Annotated in this window: 16 protein-coding genes; 12 read left to right on the top strand and 4 right to left on the bottom strand. The window is 52.8% G+C overall.

Annotation, left to right across the window (positions count from 1 at the left end):
- Positions 1 to 36: 36 nt before the first annotated feature.
- Positions 37 to 2,181: a phosphate acetyltransferase gene (gene pta / locus RIN69_RS15620; RefSeq protein ID WP_313852905.1), complete on the bottom strand. Its 2,145-nt coding sequence runs from the start codon at positions 2,179 to 2,181 to the stop codon at positions 37 to 39.
- A 69-nt stretch (positions 2,182 to 2,250) separates the two neighbouring features.
- Positions 2,251 to 3,453: an acetate kinase gene (gene ackA / locus RIN69_RS15615; RefSeq protein ID WP_313852904.1), complete on the bottom strand. Its 1,203-nt coding sequence runs from the start codon at positions 3,451 to 3,453 to the stop codon at positions 2,251 to 2,253.
- 336 nt (positions 3,454 to 3,789) lie between these two features.
- Between ackA and yfbV the strand changes: the two genes are divergently transcribed.
- The 4 genes from yfbV (at position 3,790) to RIN69_RS15595 (ending at position 5,781) form a co-directional block, all read left to right on the top strand.
- On the top strand, positions 3,790 to 4,242 hold the full coding sequence (gene yfbV / locus RIN69_RS15610) for a terminus macrodomain insulation protein YfbV (RefSeq protein WP_313852903.1): 453 nt from the start codon (positions 3,790 to 3,792) through the stop codon (positions 4,240 to 4,242).
- A gap of 151 nt (positions 4,243 to 4,393) precedes the next feature.
- Complete coding sequence (locus RIN69_RS15605; RefSeq protein WP_313852902.1) at positions 4,394 to 4,888, top strand: YfbU family protein; 495 nt, start codon at positions 4,394 to 4,396, stop codon at positions 4,886 to 4,888.
- A 13-nt stretch (positions 4,889 to 4,901) separates the two neighbouring features.
- Positions 4,902 to 5,561 (top strand): sugar phosphatase, encoded by a 660-nt coding sequence (locus RIN69_RS15600; protein ID WP_313852901.1) that lies wholly within the window; start codon positions 4,902 to 4,904, stop codon positions 5,559 to 5,561.
- A gap of 70 nt (positions 5,562 to 5,631) precedes the next feature.
- On the top strand, positions 5,632 to 5,781 hold the full coding sequence (locus tag RIN69_RS15595) for a hypothetical protein (RefSeq protein WP_313852899.1): 150 nt from the start codon (positions 5,632 to 5,634) through the stop codon (positions 5,779 to 5,781).
- 112 nt (positions 5,782 to 5,893) lie between these two features.
- Here RIN69_RS15595 and yfbR read toward each other — a convergent pair whose 3' ends face one another.
- Together yfbR and RIN69_RS15585 are read right to left on the bottom strand one after the other, a co-directional pair.
- Positions 5,894 to 6,493: a 5'-deoxynucleotidase gene (gene yfbR / locus RIN69_RS15590; RefSeq protein ID WP_313852898.1), complete on the bottom strand. Its 600-nt coding sequence runs from the start codon at positions 6,491 to 6,493 to the stop codon at positions 5,894 to 5,896.
- A gap of 79 nt (positions 6,494 to 6,572) precedes the next feature.
- Positions 6,573 to 7,790 carry a pyridoxal phosphate-dependent aminotransferase gene (locus RIN69_RS15585; protein ID WP_313852896.1) on the bottom strand — a complete coding sequence of 406 codons (1,218 nt, stop codon included), beginning with the start codon at positions 7,788 to 7,790 and terminating at the stop codon, positions 6,573 to 6,575.
- A gap of 1,022 nt (positions 7,791 to 8,812) precedes the next feature.
- On the opposite strand from RIN69_RS15585, the gene lrhA reads away from it, so the two are divergent.
- The 8 genes from lrhA to nuoH all read left to right on the top strand — a co-directional run bounded on the left by lrhA (position 8,813) and on the right by nuoH (position 19,111).
- On the top strand, positions 8,813 to 9,739 hold the full coding sequence (lrhA, locus tag RIN69_RS15580) for a transcriptional regulator LrhA (protein WP_313852895.1): 927 nt from the start codon (positions 8,813 to 8,815) through the stop codon (positions 9,737 to 9,739).
- A 667-nt stretch (positions 9,740 to 10,406) separates the two neighbouring features.
- Positions 10,407 to 10,844, top strand: a complete 438-nt coding sequence (locus tag RIN69_RS15575) for an NADH-quinone oxidoreductase subunit A (RefSeq protein WP_052897292.1) — start codon at positions 10,407 to 10,409, stop codon at positions 10,842 to 10,844.
- A gap of 15 nt (positions 10,845 to 10,859) precedes the next feature.
- Positions 10,860 to 11,534, top strand: a complete 675-nt coding sequence (locus RIN69_RS15570) for a NuoB/complex I 20 kDa subunit family protein (RefSeq protein WP_052897294.1) — start codon at positions 10,860 to 10,862, stop codon at positions 11,532 to 11,534.
- Positions 11,535 to 11,640: 106 nt separating this feature from the next.
- Positions 11,641 to 13,455 (top strand): NADH-quinone oxidoreductase subunit C/D, encoded by a 1,815-nt coding sequence (gene nuoC / locus RIN69_RS15565; protein WP_313852894.1) that lies wholly within the window; start codon positions 11,641 to 11,643, stop codon positions 13,453 to 13,455.
- A gap of 2 nt (positions 13,456 to 13,457) precedes the next feature.
- Entirely contained in the window at positions 13,458 to 13,973 is a 516-nt protein-coding gene (gene nuoE, locus RIN69_RS15560; protein WP_052897296.1) for an NADH-quinone oxidoreductase subunit NuoE, read from the top strand.
- On the top strand, positions 13,970 to 15,310 hold the full coding sequence (gene nuoF, locus RIN69_RS15555) for an NADH-quinone oxidoreductase subunit NuoF (protein WP_313852892.1): 1,341 nt from the start codon (positions 13,970 to 13,972) through the stop codon (positions 15,308 to 15,310). The genes nuoE and nuoF overlap by 4 nt, the downstream gene beginning before the upstream one ends.
- Positions 15,311 to 15,410: 100 nt before the next feature.
- Positions 15,411 to 18,137 (top strand): NADH-quinone oxidoreductase subunit NuoG, encoded by a 2,727-nt coding sequence (gene nuoG / locus RIN69_RS15550; protein ID WP_313852890.1) that lies wholly within the window; start codon positions 15,411 to 15,413, stop codon positions 18,135 to 18,137.
- The gene (gene nuoH, locus RIN69_RS15545) at positions 18,134 to 19,111 is read left to right on the top strand and encodes an NADH-quinone oxidoreductase subunit NuoH (RefSeq protein WP_313852889.1); all 978 of its coding nucleotides are present in this window, start codon (positions 18,134 to 18,136) and stop codon (positions 19,109 to 19,111) included. The genes nuoG and nuoH overlap by 4 nt, the downstream gene beginning before the upstream one ends.
- The last annotated feature ends 8 nt before the right edge of the window (positions 19,112 to 19,119 follow it).

Below are 19,119 nucleotides of genomic sequence, written 5' to 3'. Positions count from 1 at the left end.
AAAACCGCTTGCAGGCGCAAGCGGTTTTTTTTCAGCTTAGCCTTCAGCCTGTAAGGACTGAATCGCAGTCAATGCGATGGTGTAAACGATATCGTCTACCAGCGCACCGCGTGACAGATCGTTGACCGGCTTGCGCATACCTTGCAGCATTGGGCCAATCGAGATCAGGTCAGCTGAACGCTGTACCGCTTTATAGGTGGTGTTACCGGTGTTCAGATCCGGGAAGATAAACACGGTAGCACGGCCTGCAACCGGTGAGTTTGGCGCTTTAGATTTTGCCACATCGGCCATAATCGCTGCGTCATACTGTAACGGACCGTCAATGACCAGGTCAGGACGTTTTTCCTGCGCGATACGCGTCGCTTCACGTACTTTTTCCACATCACTACCGGCTCCGGAGTTACCGGTTGAGTAGGAGATCATTGCCACGCGCGGATCGATACCAAACGCCGCTGCGGAGTCTGCCGACTGAATGGCAATCTCTGCCAGCTGATCGGCGGTAGGATCCGGGTTGATAGCGCAGTCACCGTAAACCAGCACCTGCTCAGGCAGCAGCATAAAGAACACTGAAGAAACCAGTGAACTGTTTGGCGCGGTTTTGATCAGCTGCAACGGTGGACGAATGGTGTTGGCAGTGGTGTGTACTGCACCGGAAACCAGTCCGTCTACTTCGTTTTGTTCCAGCATCATGGTACCAAGTACCACGTTGTCTTCCAGCTGCTCGCGTGCGACCACTTCGGTCATGCCTTTGCTTTTACGCAGTTCTACCAGGCGGGCAACATAGTTTTCACGTACCACTTCCGGATCAACGATGTCGATGCCTGCGCCCAGCTCAACACCCTGTACTGCTGCAACGCGCTGAATCTCTTCAGGATTACCTAACAGTACGCAGTGCGCAATACCGCGTTCGGCGCAAATCGCAGCCGCTTGAACGGTACGTGGCTCATCGCCTTCTGGCAGTACGATGCGTTTACCGGCTTTACGTGCCAGCTCGGTCAGCTGGTAGCGGAAGGCTGGTGGCGACAGGCGACGGCTGCGCTCGGAGGTGGCAGTCAGTGACTCTATCCAGTCGGCATCAATATGGCTGGCGACGTACTCCTGCACGCGTTCGATACGCTGGGTATCATCGCTGGGCACTTCCAGATTAAAGCTTTGCAGGCTCAGTGAGGTCTGCCAGGTGTTGGTGTCGACCATAAATACCGGCAGGCCGGTCTGGAACGCACGCTCACACAGTTTGTTAATACGGTCATCAATTTCATAACCGCCGGTCAGCAGGATGGCACCGATTTCCACGCCGTTCATCGCCGCCAGGCAGGCGGCAACCAGCACGTCCGGGCGATCTGCGGAGGTGACCAGCAGGGAACCTGGACGGAAATGCTCCAGCATATGTGGAATGCTACGTGCGCAGAAGGTCACCGACTTAACGCGGCGGGTATTGATATCGCCTTCGTTAATGATGCGCGCATTCAGGTGGCGGCACATATCGATGGCGCGGGTGGCGATAAGCTCGAAGCTCCATGGCACACAGCCCAGAACCGGCAGCGGGCTGTTGGCAAACAGCTGCTTCGGATCGATATTCGCGACGCTGGCTTTGGTCGAGTCATCAAAAATTTCAGACAGGTCAGGGCGAGTACGTCCCTGATCGTCAACCGGCGCATTCAGTTTGTTGATAATCACGCCGGTGATGCTTTTGTTTTTACTGCCGCCGAAGCTGCTTTGCGTCAGTTCGATACGCTCTTTCAGCTGAGCCGGTGAGTCATTGCCCAGTGCGGTAACGAAAACGATTTCTGCATTCAGCGTTTTAGCAATTTCATAGTTCAGTGCGTTGGCAAACTGATGTTTACGTGTTGGCACCAGGCCTTCAACCAGCACCACTTCCGCATCTTTGGTGTTTTCGTGATAGCGGGCGATGATCTCTTCCATCAATACATCCTGCTGATTCGAGCCCAGCAGTGATTCAACGCGGCTCATTTCCAGCGGCTCGGCCGCCGGGATTGAGGAGTTTTTGCGAATGATGGTGGTGGTCTGGTCTGGCGTGTTACCGCCGAGGCGCGGTTGTGCGATAGGTTTGAAGACGCTGAGACGAACGCCTTTACGCTCCATGGCCCGGATAACGCCAAGGCTGACACTGGTCAGGCCGACGCTGGTACCGGTTGGAATCAACATAATTGTACGTGACACGGTAAACCTCTCAGGTGTTGCGTGGTGTCCAAAACAACTCCGCCAGCCTGAGCTGACGGAGGAGAAGCATTAAGCAGTAAGGCGGGCAGCGTCTTGCGCGATGACCAACTCTTCGTTGGTTGGGATCACCACCGCAGGGCGGGTGCCTTCTTTATTGATAAAGCCTGATTTGCCAAAGCGCGCTGCAAGGTTACGCTCGTGATCGACATCAAAGCCCAGCAGAGCCAGTTTAGCCAGCGTCAGCTCACGCACCATGGCGGCGTTTTCGCCGATACCACCGGTGAATACCACTGCATCCAGACGGCCATCCATCAGCGCAGTGTAAGAGCCGATATATTTCGCCAGGCGGTGGCAGAATACATCCATCGCGCGTTTAGCATCTGCTTTATCGTTGTAATTATCTTCCACGTAACGGCAGTCGCTGGTGACTTCGGTCAGGCCGAGCAGGCCGGACTCTTTGGTCAGCAGTTTGTTGATCGCATCAACGCTCATACCGAGAGTATCGTGCAGGAAGAAGATAATAGCCGGATCGATATCACCACTGCGGGTGCCCATGACCAGGCCTTCCAGCGGCGTCAGACCCATTGAGGTGTCAACGCAAACGCCGTTACGGATGGCTGAAACTGAACCACCATTGCCGAGATGGCAGGTAATAATATTCAGCTCTTCCAGCGGCTTGTTCAGCATTTTAGCTGCTTCGTGCGTCACGTAGAAGTGGCTGGTGCCGTGCGCGCCGTAACGACGAACGCCATGCTCTTTATATAAGGAATACGGCAGGGCGTAGAGATAAGACTCTTCCGGCATGGTCTGATGAAAAGCGGTGTCGAACACGGCGACATTTTTATCAGACAGCAGCGGGAAGTTTTTCATTGCTTCGTCGATGCCGATCAGGTGTGCCGGATTGTGCAGCGGAGCGAATGAGGAGGCGTCTTTGATTCCCTGAACCACTTCATCAGTGATGACTACCGACTGGGTCAGTTTTTCACCACCATGCACAATGCGATGGCCGATTGCAGCGATTTGTGCTGACAGCTCAGGTTTTTGTGCCAGAATAGTTTTAACCATAAAGTTAAGTGCTTCACTGTGTGCTGCACCTGCACCCAACGCGGCTTCATGTTTAGCGCCGTCGATCTTCCATTTGATACGCGCTTCAGGCAGATGGAAACACTCAGCTAAACCAGACAGATACTCTTCACCGTCTGCCGGATTGATGATGGCAAACTTAAGTGAAGAACTACCGCAGTTCAGAACCAGTACTAACTTACTCGACATGGAAGTACCTATTTGTTAAAAGTGGCTAAAATAAACTCAATCAGACTATCAGCGTAGCGCATGAAAGCTGGTACATTAATGATTAAAATCATACTGACGGGAAAAATTGTCTCCGACAGCAAAAAAACTTGGTTATTTTACAGTTTTTTTTGAAGGCCAGCTTAACTAATCATGTCCCGGCCAACAGTTGATTAAGATTGCTCACGTTCCAGTCCTAAAAATCGCGCTCAGGATAACGACAGTGACAGTTAAAGACAAAATATATTGAAGGATGTAATGTAAAGTTGTTTGGTTACTTAATTTTTTTATTTTTTATCTCTGAAGTTGAGGTCCGCCATGGCTAATCACTCCGGCTCCGTCAGTTGGTTCAAATTGTTCCAGCTTGGACAGCATTATATGAAGACATGGCCTGTCGATAAGCGCCTTGCTCCAATGTTTCCGGAAAATCGTGTCACTCGCGCCACGCGTTTCGCCATTCGTTTTATGCCTCCGTTGGCGATATTTACCCTCACATGGCAGATTGCTCTTGGCGGTCAGCTCGGCCCGGCGGTGGCCACGGCGCTATTTGCCTGTACCTTGCCAATGCAGGGGCTGTGGTGGTTGGGTAAGCGCTCTGTCACGCCGCTGCCACCGACGTTGTTACAGTGGTTCCATGAGGTAAGGGCGAAGTTGCAGGAAGCCGGACAAGCGATTGCCCCGGTAGAAGGTAAACCCACCTACCAGTCGCTGGCTGAAGTGCTGAAACGCGCATTTAAACAGCTCGATAAAACCTTCCTCGACGATCTTTGAGTGACTCGCGGGTTCCCACCGAAAAAAAAATTGGTGGAAACCCGCGCTAAATCAAAGAAGCCGCTGCTTGCGATACCCTGGTCTTCCGCGTTGTGCGATTCTTGGTCATCTGATTTAAATTACTACTGTCCAGGTGACACAGGAGTTCAAGATGGAAATGACCCACGCCCAGCGTTTAATTCTCTCCAACCAGTACAAAATAATGACGATGCTTGATGCGGATAATGCCGAGCGCTATCGTCGTCAGCAGACCATTGTTGAACGCGGTTACGGTTTGCAGCTGCGCGAACTGGATCGCGAATTCGGTGAGCTTAGCGAAGAAGTGTGCCGCACGCTTATCGACATCATGGAGATGCATCATGCGCTGCATGTTTCCTGGACAAATCTGAAAAATAACAGCGGGCTGGAAGAGCGGCGCCTGGCATTTCTCGGCTTTGATGCCGCGACAGAGGCGCGCTATCTCGGCTATGTGCGCTTTATGGTGAATATTGAAGGACGCTATACCCAGTTCGATTCCGGTACCCATGGCTTTAATGCGCAGACGCCAATGTGGGAAAAATACCAACGGATGCTGACAGTGTGGCAAACTTGTCCACGGCAGTACCATCTGAGTGCGAACGAGATCGCGCAAATCATCAACGCCTGAGAAGGAAACGCAAGTGAAGTGTAAAGGTTTTCTGTTTGATTTAGACGGCACGCTGGTTGATTCACTCCCTGCTGTCGAACGTGCATGGACCAACTGGGGCAAACGTCACGGCATCGATGCTACAGAGATTCTGAATTTTATCCATGGTAAACAGGCGATTACCTCACTGCGTCATTTTATGGCTGGTGCCTCTGAAGAGGAAATTCAGCGTGAATTCTACGCGCTGGAAAAAATTGAAGCGGAAGATACTGATGGCATTATCGCTCTGCCCGGTGCGCAGCAGCTGCTGGCAACGTTGGACGAGCTGGCAATTCCGTGGGCAATTGTTACCTCAGGTTCAGTACCGGTCGCTTCAGCGCGTCGTGCCGCTACCGGCTTGCCCGAGCCGGAAGTGTTTGTTACCGCAGAGCGCGTGGCACGCGGTAAACCTGAGCCGGATGCCTATTTGTTAGGTGCACAGCTACTGCAACTGGAACCGGAAGAGTGTGTGGTCGTGGAGGATGCGGGCGCAGGTATCCTGTCTGGACTGGCGGCGGGTAGCCATGTGATTGCGGTCAACCCACCGTCTGATGCACCACGCCTCGAAGACGTTAATATGGTGCTCTCCTCACTGGAAGAGCTGATTATTAACAAAAATGCTGACGGTAGTTTTGAGGTGCACAGAAAGCACTGAGCATGATTTAGCCCGGCATGAGTTGATACTCATATCCTGCGCTGCCTGACAAGCATATGACCTTCCGGCAATGCGTTACGCTATCGCGGCGATGCAGCGTCATCTTGAGCAGGAAGGATTAAAGAAAGGGCTTGAGAGAGGATTGCAGCAACGGCGACAGGAAGCAATGAAGGACGTCGCCGTTAAAATGCTTGCAGAAGGGCGGAAATTAGCCAGATAACCGGCCTGACAGAAGAACAGCTGAATCAGCGTCGTCACTGAGCCGTGGTTACCGGCGTTGTCAGCACTGTTTACCGCCGCCTGCATGCGCTCCCGTGCACCCAGGCGGCGAGTTATAACGGCGTATCCTGGCTAATCTCATCCAGCGACAGATTAAAACTCGGTACGAATACCTCGATAAAATAATCCATCTCCGGGCTGCGCCGGTCATTAAGCGTTTTTTCCAGTCTGGCCTTTGCCTGACGGAATTCATTGTTGCCCGCCGACAGCTCTTCCAGGCATTTCAGATAAGCGCACAACGCATCAGCCTGTTTTACGACCGCGCTCTCTTCTGGCGAGTGCAGATGTTCATCCAGCAGTGGCCGGAAAGCATCCTGCAGATCCTCTGGCAGCATTTCGATCAGCTTTTGCTGGGCGATCTTTTCGATCTGCTTATATTCATGGGCGATCTGAGCATTGTAATATTTAACCGGGGTCGGCAAATCGCCGGTCAGGACTTCGCTGGCATCGTGATACAGCGCCAGCATGGCGATGCGTTCCGCATTAAGCTGACCGGAAAACTTCTGGTTTTTGATCAGTGCCAGTACGTGCGCCACCATCGCCACTTGCAGACTATGCTCAGAGACATTTTCGGTGCGCACATTGCGCATCAGCGGCCAGCGATTGATCAGTTTCAGACGGGAAAGATGAGCGAAGAAATGGCTTTGGTTCATAGCGATCTATCCTGTTGTGCAGCGCGAGAGCCGTCAGCTGAGGTACGGGCAGCAATAACACTGCCCGCAACGTTACGGCTTATTGACGATAGCCTTCAAGGAAACGGCCAAACTTGTTCACCGCCATTTCCAGTTCATCGACGCGCGGCAGCGTGACGATGCGCACGTGATCCGGCCATGGCCAGTTAAATGCGGTTCCCTGTACCAGCAGCACTTTTTCCTGCAGCAGGAAATCGAGCACCATTTTCTGGTCGTCATGAATATTAAAGCGTTTAGGATCAATGCGTGGGAACATATACAGCGCACCCTGAGGTTTCACGCAGCTGACGCCGGGGATCTCATTAATCAGTTCCCAGGCACGCTGGCGCTGTTCGTACAGGCGGCCGCCCGGCGCGATAAATTCACTGATACTCTGATAACCACCCAGTGCGGTCTGAATGGCGTGCTGCGCCGGCACGTTAGCACACAGTCGCATCGATGCCAGCATCTCCAGACCTTCAATATAGCCTTTTGCATGTTTTTTCGGGCCGTTCAGTACCATCCAGCCCTGACGGAAGCCGGCAACACGGTAGGTTTTCGACAAACCATTAAAGGTGATGGTTAACAGATCCGGCGCCATTGCGGCAATCGAGTGGTGCTGCGCGGCATCATACAAAATCTTATCGTAAATCTCGTCGGCGAAGATGATCAGGTTATGCTGGCGCGCCAGTTCAACCACTTCCATCAGCAACTCTTTGCTGTAGACCGCACCGGTTGGGTTATTCGGATTGATAATCACAATGCCGCGAGTGCGCGGAGTGATTTTGCTGCGAATATCATCAAGGTCCGGGAACCAGTCAGATGACTCATCGCATAAATAGTGCACCGCTTTGCCGCTGGAGAGGGAAACCGCCGCGGTCCATAACGGATAGTCGGGCGCGGGAACCAGCATTTCGTCGCCACTGTTCAGCAGCGCCTGCATCGATTGCACAATCAGCTCAGAAACACCATTGCCGATATAGATATCTTCAACGGTGACGTCGCGCATGCCGCGCGCCTGGTAGTGCTGCATAATGGCTTTACGGGCGGAGTAGAGACCTTTTGAATCGCAATAGCCCTGCGCGCTCGGCAGGTTGCGAATCACATCGACCAGAATTTCATCGGGCGCTTCAAAGCCGAAGGGGGCCGGGTTACCGATGTTGAGTTTAAGGACTTTATTGCCTTCTTCTTCGAGACGTTTTGCTTCTTTTAACACCGGGCCACGAATGTCGTAGCAGACGTTGTCCAGCTTACCTGATTTATCAATTTGAAAATTCATCTACATCGCCTTAACTGGCAGAGCCGCGTTCCTGCCGTGGAAAATAACCCTGCACAATTTACTCCTCTGTTCAGCGCTTTTGAAGCGCTGAGTCAGGTTTTGGCGCGATAGCCACGGTTTTACTATCACGCCGGTACGCAACAGGGGCGCTGACGGTATCTTTGGTACAATAATCTCATTATTGGTTTTTACAAAGCATATGCTTCTGGCTGAGATTTGCTCAGTGTAATGCCGGCATTAAAAGCAGGATGTTCAGCGGCAGATATGCTGCACATTTGATAGAAAATGATAAATAGATGAATGGCTAAATAATCAAAGCTTTCTAATTGAAGTTGCGGTTTTAAGTGCTGGTGTGACCAGATTATGGTCGAGACTGGCGATGAGGTTTATTCGCATCAACAACTAAGTGGGGGTTTTGATCGTTGTCTGGACAACTTTTTTTGTCGCACGAGGTCAGAGAAAATGGGTGTTCATTGATAAAATCCTGCTTTACTGAAAAGAATTAGAAGATTGGGGCTTAAAATATAATCGACAGTATGCCAGGATAACAATCAAGGGGATTTACTGTAAAAAAGCAGATAATTTCGGCGATAAAATCTACCATTTTGTCGCAACAAATATTAAGTATTATTTACTATTTGGCGTCATCCGGTCACTCTGACGGAGCGTCGATTCCAGGTCAGTGCTCTTGACCAGTACATGAGCAGTCATGTGCTTTTAAGTGGCTGCAGTGTCATTTAACGACGACGACGCAGCCTTCTACAACTTATGGGTTAGTGCCGTGCGCACTGACAATGTATCAGACGAAAGATACTATTTATCTCAGGGTCCGATCGTGAGAGATCGACAGGGCCGGTATCGTGAAAAGGAGTTTCAGAGGTTCGCCGACAAGCTAATGAGTTGAGAGACATCACTGTTTAGCACTCTCGCCATGACGTCTTGTCACCGCTTTATCTGACTGATAAAGCATGTAGTAACACCAGGGTAGCTGTTTGTAAAAAATCTAATAAGTGAAGAAAAACATGACTAATGCAAATCGTCCGATTCTCAACCTCGACCTCGATCTGCTGAGAACGTTTGTTGCGGTTGCCGATCTTAACACTTTCGCAGCGGCTGCTGCGGCCGTGTGCAGAACGCAATCAGCAGTAAGCCAGCAGATGCAGCGTCTGGAACAATTGGTGGGCAAAGAGTTATTTGCCCGACATGGACGCAATAAATTGCTGACGGAGCACGGTATTCAATTGCTGGGTTATGCCAGAAAAATACTGCGCTTCAATGACGAGGCCTGTACATCTCTGATGTACAGTAACATTCAGGGGGTTCTGACTATCGGCGCGTCCGATGATACCTCTGATACTATTCTGCCTTACCTGCTCAACCGGGTCACCTCGGTCTATCCAAAACTGGCTATTGATGTGCGTGTGAAGCGTAATCCGTACATGATGGAGATGCTGAACCAGGGAGAAGTGGATTTAGTGGTTACCACCTCCAGCCCAGGCAGCTTTACTCATCAGGTACTGCGTACTTCACCGACGTTATGGTATTGCGCGGCTGACTATATCTTCCAGCGTGGTGAAGCGATTCCACTGGTGCTGCTGGATGAACCAAGCCCGTATCGTGATATGGCCATTGATCACCTTAACGAAGCGGGTATCCCATGGCGCATCTCCTACGTCGCTTCTACGCTGGCGGCAGTGCGCGCTGCGGTGAAAGCCGGCCTGGGTGTAACGGCTCGTCCGGTAGAAATGATGAGCCCGGAACTGCGCGTCATGGGTGCAGCAGAAGGTCTGCCTGCACTGCCAGATACGCAATATCTGCTGTGCCGCAATCCTGAAAGCGAAAATGAACTGGCTCTGGCAATTTTCAATGCCATGGAGTCCAGCAGCGATCCTTACACTCTGACCGCTGTCGGTCAGGGTAGTGATGTGCTGTTGGATGACGAAGAGTAAATGTGTTAATCGAAACGATACCTGTTCTCATTAAATCAGCGTATTTAGCTTGTTAACCATTAAAAATAAGCCCTTCACTAATTTATTTTAGTGAGGGGCTTTTTAATGGGTGCTTGTTTCATTTTTTCAGGCATTTTTTTGCCACTTAATTAATATTGTCATTATTCCTGTCTGATGATGCCACCCGACAAGTATCACGGCATAAAATTCGCCGGAGATTGATTAATTGCGGTTGGCAATCGTTTCAAATATTGCTCTTTTTTTTATCATAAAGGGCAAAAGTGTGTCCTGGATCAAAAAAATAACCCTATTAAGGGGCAGGAAAACCGGCCAATTCCTGTCAAAATACGATTGTTAAATGCACGATCCATGCAACTCAATACCCGCTACACTCTATTTACAGCGTTAGACTGACACGATTTAGCTTATTATCTGCGCATCATATGTTAATAAAATGCTGCGGGTGTAAAATAACGTGTGGATACTTTTGTCAAAGTTGACAAAAGGTTATAGAAAGGAGTAAAAAACCCCATAAAATTGCTGCTTAATCATTAAAGACAGCAAAGTTTATAAGGTTTTTCATCCTTCCCTTGAATCGATGTGGTGTGTTAACTGCCGTTAAGAGAGCAGGACGCTAATCGCCACTTTTGATGAGTAAGCAGAGAGTATGTCAACAACCACTGAAGTCATCGCTCATAACTGGGCATTCGCTGTTTTCCTGATCGTCGCCGTGGGCCTCTGTTGCCTGATGTTAGCTGGCGCGTGGTTTTTGGGCGGAAAAGCCCACGGAAGACATAAAAACACACCTTTTGAGTCTGGTATCGAGGCGGTTGGTACGACGCAGATGCGTCTGTCCGCCAAGTTCTATCTGGTGGCGATGTTCTTCGTCATATTCGACGTTGAAGCCCTCTATTTATACGCATGGTCTACTGCGATTCGTGAAAGCGGATGGGTAGGTTTTGTCGAAGCCGCAATTTTCATTTTGGTACTGTTGGCCGGACTGGTTTATCTGGCGCGCATTGGCGCACTGGACTGGGCTCCTGCACGTCGTCGTGTCGTAGTCAAAACCACCACGGTCAGTCACACCAACCGTCATACGCAGTAACAGCGAGGCATTAAGATGGACTATACGCTCACCCGCATAGACCCGAACGGTGAGAACGACCGTTATCCCCTGCAGAAACAGGAAATCGTTACCGATCCCCTGGAGAAGCACGTTCATCAGAATATCTACATGGGCAAGTTAGAGAATGCCCTGCACGATATGGTGAACTGGGGCCGTAAGAACTCCCTCTGGCCGTTTAACTTCGGTCTTTCCTGTTGTTATGTCGAAATGACCACTTCGTTTACTGCGGTTCACGACGTTGCACGATTCGGCTCCGAAGTTATCCGTGCTTCGCCGCGTCAGGCTGACTTTATGGTGGTTGCGGGTACCTGTTTCACCAAAATGGCCCCGGTAGTACAGCGTCTTTATGACCAGATGCTGGAGCCGAAGTGGGTGATTTCAATGGGTGCCTGTGCCAACTCCGGTGGCATGTACGACATTTACTCCGTGGTGCAGGGCGTGGACAAGTTCCTGCCGGTCGACGTGTATATTCCTGGCTGCCCACCGCGTCCGGAAGCTTATATGCAAGCGCTGTTGCTGCTGCAGGAGTCAATCGGTAAAGAGCGCCGCCCGTTATCGTGGGTGGTAGGCGATCAGGGTGTTTATCGCGCCAATATGCAGTCCGAGCGTGAGAGAAAACAGGCCGAGCGTATTGCAGTGACTAACCTGCGTACCCCTGACGAAATTTAAGCCAGCAGTTGATGGATGTGGTCAAGATAAGCGCGTAAGAAAATCACAATGTAACGTGCGCTGACCCACCTGACGCCAACACTGAGTGCCTGTCAGACAGGCCAGAATGGTGAACAACCTTATGACAGATTTAACCGCGCAAGATCTCGCTCAGCCAGCATGGCAAACCCGCGATCACCAGGATGACCCGGTGATCGGCGAGCTGCGTAATCGTTTTGGGCCGGATGCCTTTACCGTGCAGCCTACCCGTACCGGCGTGCCGGTGGTGTGGGTAAAACGTGAGCAGTTACTGGAAATTATTGAGTTTCTGCGCAAGTTGCCGAAACCGTACGTCATGCTGTATGACCTGCATGGTATGGATGAACGCCTGCGCACCCACCGTGACGGTTTACCGGCGGCGGATTTCTCCGTTTTCTACCACTTCATCTCCATTGAACGCAATCGCGATATCATGCTCAAGGTGGCGTTGTCTGAAAACGATTTGAATGTGCCTACCATCACCAAAATGTTCCCGAATGCCAACTGGTATGAGCGTGAAACCTGGGAGATGTTTGGTATCAATATTCAGGGCCACCCGCATCTGACGCGCATTATGATGCCGCAGACCTGGGAAGGGCATCCGCTGCGTAAAGACTATCCGGCACGCGCCACCGAATTCGATCCTTTCGAGCTGACAAAGCAGAAAGAAGACCTGGAAATGGAAGCGCTGACCTTTAAGCCGGAAGACTGGGGCATGAAGCGCAGTACCACCAATGAGGACTTTATGTTCCTCAACCTCGGTCCTAACCACCCCTCAGCGCACGGTGCATTCCGCATCATTATGCAGCTGGATGGTGAAGAGATCGTCGACTGCGTACCGGATATCGGCTACCACCACCGCGGTGCGGAAAAAATGGGTGAGCGCCAGTCCTGGCACAGCTACATTCCCTATACCGACCGTATCGAATATCTCGGTGGCTGCGTTAACGAGATGCCGTATGTGCTGGCAGTAGAAAAACTGGCCGGGATTAAAGTGCCAGAACGCGTGGATGTGATTCGCGTGATGCTATCAGAGCTGTTCCGTATCAACAGCCACCTGCTTTATATCTCCACTTTTATTCAGGACGTCGGTGCCATGTCTCCGGTGTTCTTTGCCTTTACCGATCGCCAGAAAATTTATGATGTGGTGGAAGCCATCACCGGTTTCCGTATGCATCCGGCATGGTTCCGCATTGGCGGTGTGGCGCATGATCTGCCGAAAGGCTGGGACCGTCTGCTGCGCGAATTCCTCGACTGGCTGCCAAAACGTCTGAAAGCCTATGAGCAAACCGCACTGAAAAACTCGGTGCTGATTGGTCGTTCGAAAGGCGTGTCTGCTTACAATATGGATGAAGCGCTGGCATGGGGCACCACCGGTGCTGGCCTGCGCGCCACCGGTCTCGACTTTGACGTGCGTAAATGGCGCCCGTACTCCGGTTATGAAAACTTCGATTTCGAAGTGCCAATCGGTGCCGGTGTCAGCTGTGCTTATACCCGCGTGATGCTGAAGATGGAAGAGATGCGCCAGAGCCTGCGTATTCTCGAGCAATGCCTGAACAATATGCCGGAAGGCCCGTTCAAGGCCGATCATCCGTTGACAACGCCGCCACCGAAAGAGCGCACGCTGCAGCATATTGAAACCCTGATCACCCACTTCCTGCAGGTTTCCTGGGGGCCAGTAATGCCAGCCAACGAATCCTTCCAGATGATCGAGGCGACCAAGGGAATTAACAGTTACTACCTGACCAGCGATGGCAGCACGATGAGCTACCGCACCCGCGTGCGCACGCCAAGCTTTCCGCACCTGCAGCAGATCCCATCGGTGATCCGCGGCAGCCTGGTATCCGATCTGATCGTTTACCTCGGTAGTATCGATTTTGTTATGTCAGACGTGGACCGCTAATTATGCACGATCAAAAAATTGCGATCGAAACGATCGATGTGAGTGAGGTCTTTGTGCTGAGTGCCACAGAACGTGACGCTATTGAGCATGAAAAACATCACTACGAAGACGCACGCGCAGCCTCAATTGAAGCGCTGAAGATCGTGCAGAAACAGCGTGGCTGGGTGCCGGATGGCGCGATTAATGCCATTTCTGAAGTGCTGGGTATCCCGGCCAGCGACGTAGAAGGCGTGGCGACGTTTTACAGTCAGATTTTCCGTCAGCCGGTTGGCCGCCATGTGATTCGCTACTGCGACAGCGTGGTCTGCCATATCACCGGTTATCAGGGGATTCAGGCGGCGCTGGAACAGAATCTGAATATCAAGCCTGGCCAGACCACCACCGATGGCCGCTTTACCCTGCTGCCAACCTGCTGTCTCGGTAACTGCGACAAAGGCCCAACCATGATGGTCGACGAAGATACCCACGTGCATCTGACGCCGGAAACCATCGCTGACTTACTGGAGCAGTATCAATGAAACAGATCATTCGTACTGCCGAAATGCATCCACTGACCTGGCGCATGCGTGAAGACAAACAGCCGGTATGGCTGGATGAATATCGCAGCAAAAACGGCTATGCCGGTGCTGAAAAAGCGCTGAAAGGCATGGCGCCAGACGAGATTGTGGCGCTGGTAAAAGATTCAGGCCTGAAAGGGCGCGGCGGCGCGGGCTTCTCCACGGGTCTGAAGTGGAGCCTGATGCCGAAAGACGAAAGCATGAATATCCGTTACCTGCTGTGTAACGCCGATGAGATGGAGCCGGGCACCTATAAAGACCGCCTGCTGATGGAGCAGATGCCGCATCAGCTGGTGGAAGGCATGCTGATCAGTGCTTTCGCGCTGAAAGCTTACCGTGGCTACATCTTCCTGCGCGGAGAGTATATCGAGGCGGCGGTTAATTTGCGCCGTGCGATTGCTGAAGCGACCGAAGCAGGTCTGCTGGGCAAGAACATTCTCGGCAGCGGGTTTGATTTCGAACTGATCGTGCACACCGGCGCGGGTCGTTATATCTGTGGTGAAGAGACAGCGCTGATTAACTCGCTGGAAGGCCGCCGCGCGAACCCGCGCTCCAAGCCACCATTCCCGGCCTCCGCCGGCGTATGGGGTAAGCCGACCTGCGTGAATAACGTTGAAACGCTGTCGAACGTGCCGGCCATCCTCGCTAACGGCGTGGAGTGGTACAAGGGCATTTCAAACAGCGATGACGCCGGGACCAAAATGATGGGCTTCTCTGGCCGGGTGAAAAATCCAGGCGTCTGGGAGCTGCCGTTTGGCACTACTGCCCGCGAGATCCTCGAGGATTACGCCGGTGGCATGCGCGATGGCCTGAAATTTAAAGCCTGGCAGCCAGGCGGTGCCGGAACTGACTTCCTGACCGATCAGCACCTCGACCTGCCGATGGAGTTTGCCAGCATTGGTAAAGCCGGCAGCCGTTTGGGTACCGCGCTGGCGATGGCGGTCGATCACGAAATCAATATGGTGTCGCTGGTCCGTAACCTGGAAGAGTTCTTCGCCCGTGAATCCTGTGGCTGGTGTACCCCATGCCGCGATGGTTTGCCGTGGAGCGTAAAAATCCTGCGTGCGCTGGAGCAGGGCAAAGGTCAGCCGGGTGATATTGAAACGCTTGAGCAGCTTTGTCGCCAGCTTGGTCCGGGCAAAACCTTTTGCGCCCATGCGCCAGGTGCAGTAGAGCCACTGCAAAGCGCGATTAAATATTTCCGCGAAGAATTTGAAGCCGGCATCGCGCCGCAGGTCTTTGGTAACGCTCGTGCAATCAGCGGTATTCAGCCAAACCTGTTAAAAGCACGCTGGTAAAAACGTGCGGGCGCTGCTGGGGCGGCGTTTCTCCCCGCCCGACGCGCAGAGATTTATGTTTAACGCTTGAGAGATCAAGCCTTACGGAAGCATGTTCACTATGGCTACAATTCATGTAGACGGTAAAGAATATGATGTCGACGGCGCAGACAACTTGCTTCAGGCATGTCTGTCCCTCGGCCTTGATATTCCTTATTTTTGCTGGCACCCGGCGCTGGGCAGCGTAGGTGCTTGCCGCCAGTGTGCGGTGAAGCAATACCAAAATGCCGAAGATACCCGTGGTCGCCTGGTCATGTCCTGCATGACGCCAGCGTCAGACGGCACCTTTATCTCAATTGATGACGGCGAAGCGAAAGAGTTCCGTGAGAGCGTGGTCGAGTGGTTGATGACTAACCACCCGCACGACTGTCCGGTGTGTGAAGAGGGCGGTAACTGCCATCTTCAGGATATGACGGTGATGACCGGCCATAGCTTCCGCCGCTATCGCTTCACCAAGCGTACCCACCGTAATCAGGATCTCGGGCCGTTTATTTCTCACGAAATGAACCGCTGTATCGCCTGCTACCGCTGCGTGCGTTACTACAAAGACTATGCCGACGGCACCGATCTTGGTGTGTATGGCGCGCACGACAACGTCTACTTTGGTCGTCCGGAAGATGGCACGCTGGAAAGCGAGTTCTCCGGCAACCTGGTAGAGATTTGTCCTACCGGCGTCTTCACCGATAAAACCCACTCCGAGCGTTACAACCGTAAGTGGGATATGCAGTTTGCACCGAGCATTTGTCAGCAGTGCAGCATCGGCTGTAACACCAGTCCGGGCGAGCGCTATGGCGAACTGCGCCGTATTGAAAACCGCTATAACGGTAGCGTAAACCACTATTTCCTCTGTGACCGCGGTCGTTTTGGTTATGGCTACGTTAATCTGAAAGATCGCCCACGCCATCCGATGCAGCGTCGCGGTGATGACTGGATTACGCTGAATGCGGACCAGGCGATGCAGGGTGCTGCCGACGTGCTGCGTCAGGCGAAAAAAGTGATTGGTATTGGTTCACCACGCGCCAGCGTCGAGAGTAACTTTGCGCTGCGCGAACTGGTGGGCGCGGAAAACTTCTCCACCGGTATTCCGGCGGCGGAGCAGTCGCGTCTGGAACTGATGCTGAAAGTCCTGCGTGAAGGTGGCATTCATACTCCGGCACTGCGCGAGATTGAGAGCTACGATGCGGTGCTGGTATTGGGTGAAGATCTGACCCAGACCGGTGCACGCGTGGCGTTATCAGTACGCCAGGCGGTTAAAGGTAAATCACGCGAAATGGCAGCGGCACAAAAAGTGGCTGACTGGCAGATTGCGGCGATCCTGAATATTGGCCAGAACGCTAAACATCCGTTGTTTATCACCAACGTCGATACCACCCGTATGGATGATATCGCCGCGTGGAGCTACCGTGCGCCAGTTGAAGATCAGGCGCGTCTGGGCTTTGCCATCGCTCATGCGCTGGATAACAGTGCGCCAGCGGTGGACGGTATCGAGCGCAGCCTGGCAGGTAAAATCGACGTGATCGTGCAGGCGTTAGCCGGCGCGAGAAAACCGCTGATCATCTCCGGCACCCATTCCGGTAGCCAACAGATGATTGAAGCGGCGGCGAACGTGGCTAAAGCGCTGAAAGGGCGTGGTGCTGATGTGGGCATTACCCTGCTGGCTTCCGCTACCAACAGCGTTGGCCTCGGCATGATCGGCGGCAACACGCTGGATAGTGCGCTGGAGCAACTGACCAGCGGTAGCGCAGATGCGGTAGTGATCCTTGAAAACGATCTGTATCGCCAGGCACCGGCCGCGCAGGTTGACGCTGCATTAAGCAACACGCCAAACGTGATCGTTATCGATCATCAGCGCACGGCCACCATGGATAAAGCCGGGCTGATTCTTTCCGCTGCCAGCTTTGCTGAAAGTGATGGCACAGTCGTCAACCAGGAAGGCCGTGCTCAGCGCTTCTTCCAGGTTTATGATCCGGCTTACTATGACACCACGGTAGAGATGCTGGAAAGCTGGCGCTGGCTGCACTCGTTGCACAGCACCGTTGAGAGCCGCCATGTTGACTGGACGCAGCTTGATGATGTGATCGATGCGGCGGTTCAGGCATTGCCACAGCTGGCAGCGATCAAGGATGCGGCACCGGATGCCAGCTTCCGTATTCGCGGTCAGAAACTGGCGCGTTCTCCGCACCGTTACAGCGGTCGTACCGCCATGCGCGCCAATATCAGCGTGCATGAGCCACGACAGCCGCAAGATAAAGACACCATGTTCGCCTTCTCAATGGAAGGTAACAACAGCCCACTGGCCGATCGTCAGCAGATCCCGTTTGCCTGGGCGCCAGGCTGGAACTCACCGCAGGCGTGGAATAAGTTCCAGGCTGAAGTGGGAGGCAAACTGCGTCATGGCGATCCTGGCGTGCGACTGTTTGAGGCCAGCGAAGGTCAGCTTCAGTGGTTTGACAGCGTGCCTGCTGCCTTTGCCGGTAATGAAAATCAGTGGCGCGTCGCGCCTTACTACCACCTGTTCGGTAGTGAAGAGATGACCCAGCGCGCCCCGGTGATTCAGACGCGTATGCCGCAGCCGTATGTAATGGTTAATCCAGCTGATGCCGCCCGTCTGGGCGTTAACGACGGTACAGCCGTTGAGTTCAGCTGTGCAGGTCAGACGCTGCGTCTGCCGGTGCGTTTCTCCGACGCGTTACAAGCAGGGCAGGTAGGTTTACCGATCGGTATGCCGGGTATTCCGCCATACCTTTCCGGCGCCAATATTGACGATCTGCGGGAGGCTGCGCAATGAGCTGGCTCACTCCGGAATTAATTGACGTGCTGATCGCCGTCGGCAAAGCGCTGGTGATCTTATTAGTCGTGGTGGGCTGTGGTGCCTTTATGAGCTTCGGTGAACGTCGCTTGCTGGGCCTGTTCCAGAACCGTTACGGACCGAACCGTGTTGGCTGGGGCGGCTCGCTGCAGCTGGTCGCGGACATGATCAAAATGTTCTTTAAAGAGGACTGGATCCCACCGTTTACCGACCGCGTGATTTTTACCCTGGCACCGATGATTGCCTTTACCTCGCTGCTGCTGGCAATGGCGATCGTACCGGTGACGTCAACCTGGATGGGCGCTGACCTGAATATCGGTCTGCTGTTCTTCCTGATGATGGCGGGCCTTGCGGTATATGCGGTGCTGTTTGCTGGCTGGGCGAGTAATAACAAATACTCGCTGCTGGGCGCGATGCGTGCTTCTGCCCAGACCCTGAGCTATGAAGTGTTTCTCGGCCTGTCGTTGATGGGCGTGGTTGCACAGGCTGGCTCGTTCAATATGGTCGAGATTGTTAACAGCCAGACGCACTTGTGGAACGTAATTCCGCAGTTCCTCGGCTTTATCACCTTCTGTATTGCGGGTGTTGCGGTGTGTCACCGTCATCCATTTGACCAGCCGGAAGCCGAGCAGGAACTGGCCGATGGTTACCACATTGAATATGCCGGGATGAAATTTGGTCTGTTCTTTGTCGGTGAATATATCGGTATCGTTACCGTTTCTTCACTGATCGTCACGCTGTTTTTCGGCGGCTGGCACGGTCCATGGTTGCCACCGATTTTCTGGTTTGCCATCAAGACGGCATTTTTCATGATGATGTTCATTCTGATTCGTGCTGCGTTGCCGCGTCCGCGCTATGACCAGGTGATGTCTTTCGGCTGGAAAGTTTGTCTGCCGTTGACGTTGTTGAACCTGCTGGCGACTGCCGCAGTGATTTTGTACACGGCGCAGTAAGAGGTTAA

The sequence above is a fragment of the Winslowiella toletana genome (genome assembly GCF_032164335.1).
GTDB classification, from domain to species: domain Bacteria; phylum Pseudomonadota; class Gammaproteobacteria; order Enterobacterales; family Enterobacteriaceae; genus Erwinia; species Erwinia toletana_A.
The sequence above is the reverse complement of the archived record's forward strand: the minus strand, read 5'-3'. Positions and strand labels throughout refer to the sequence as shown.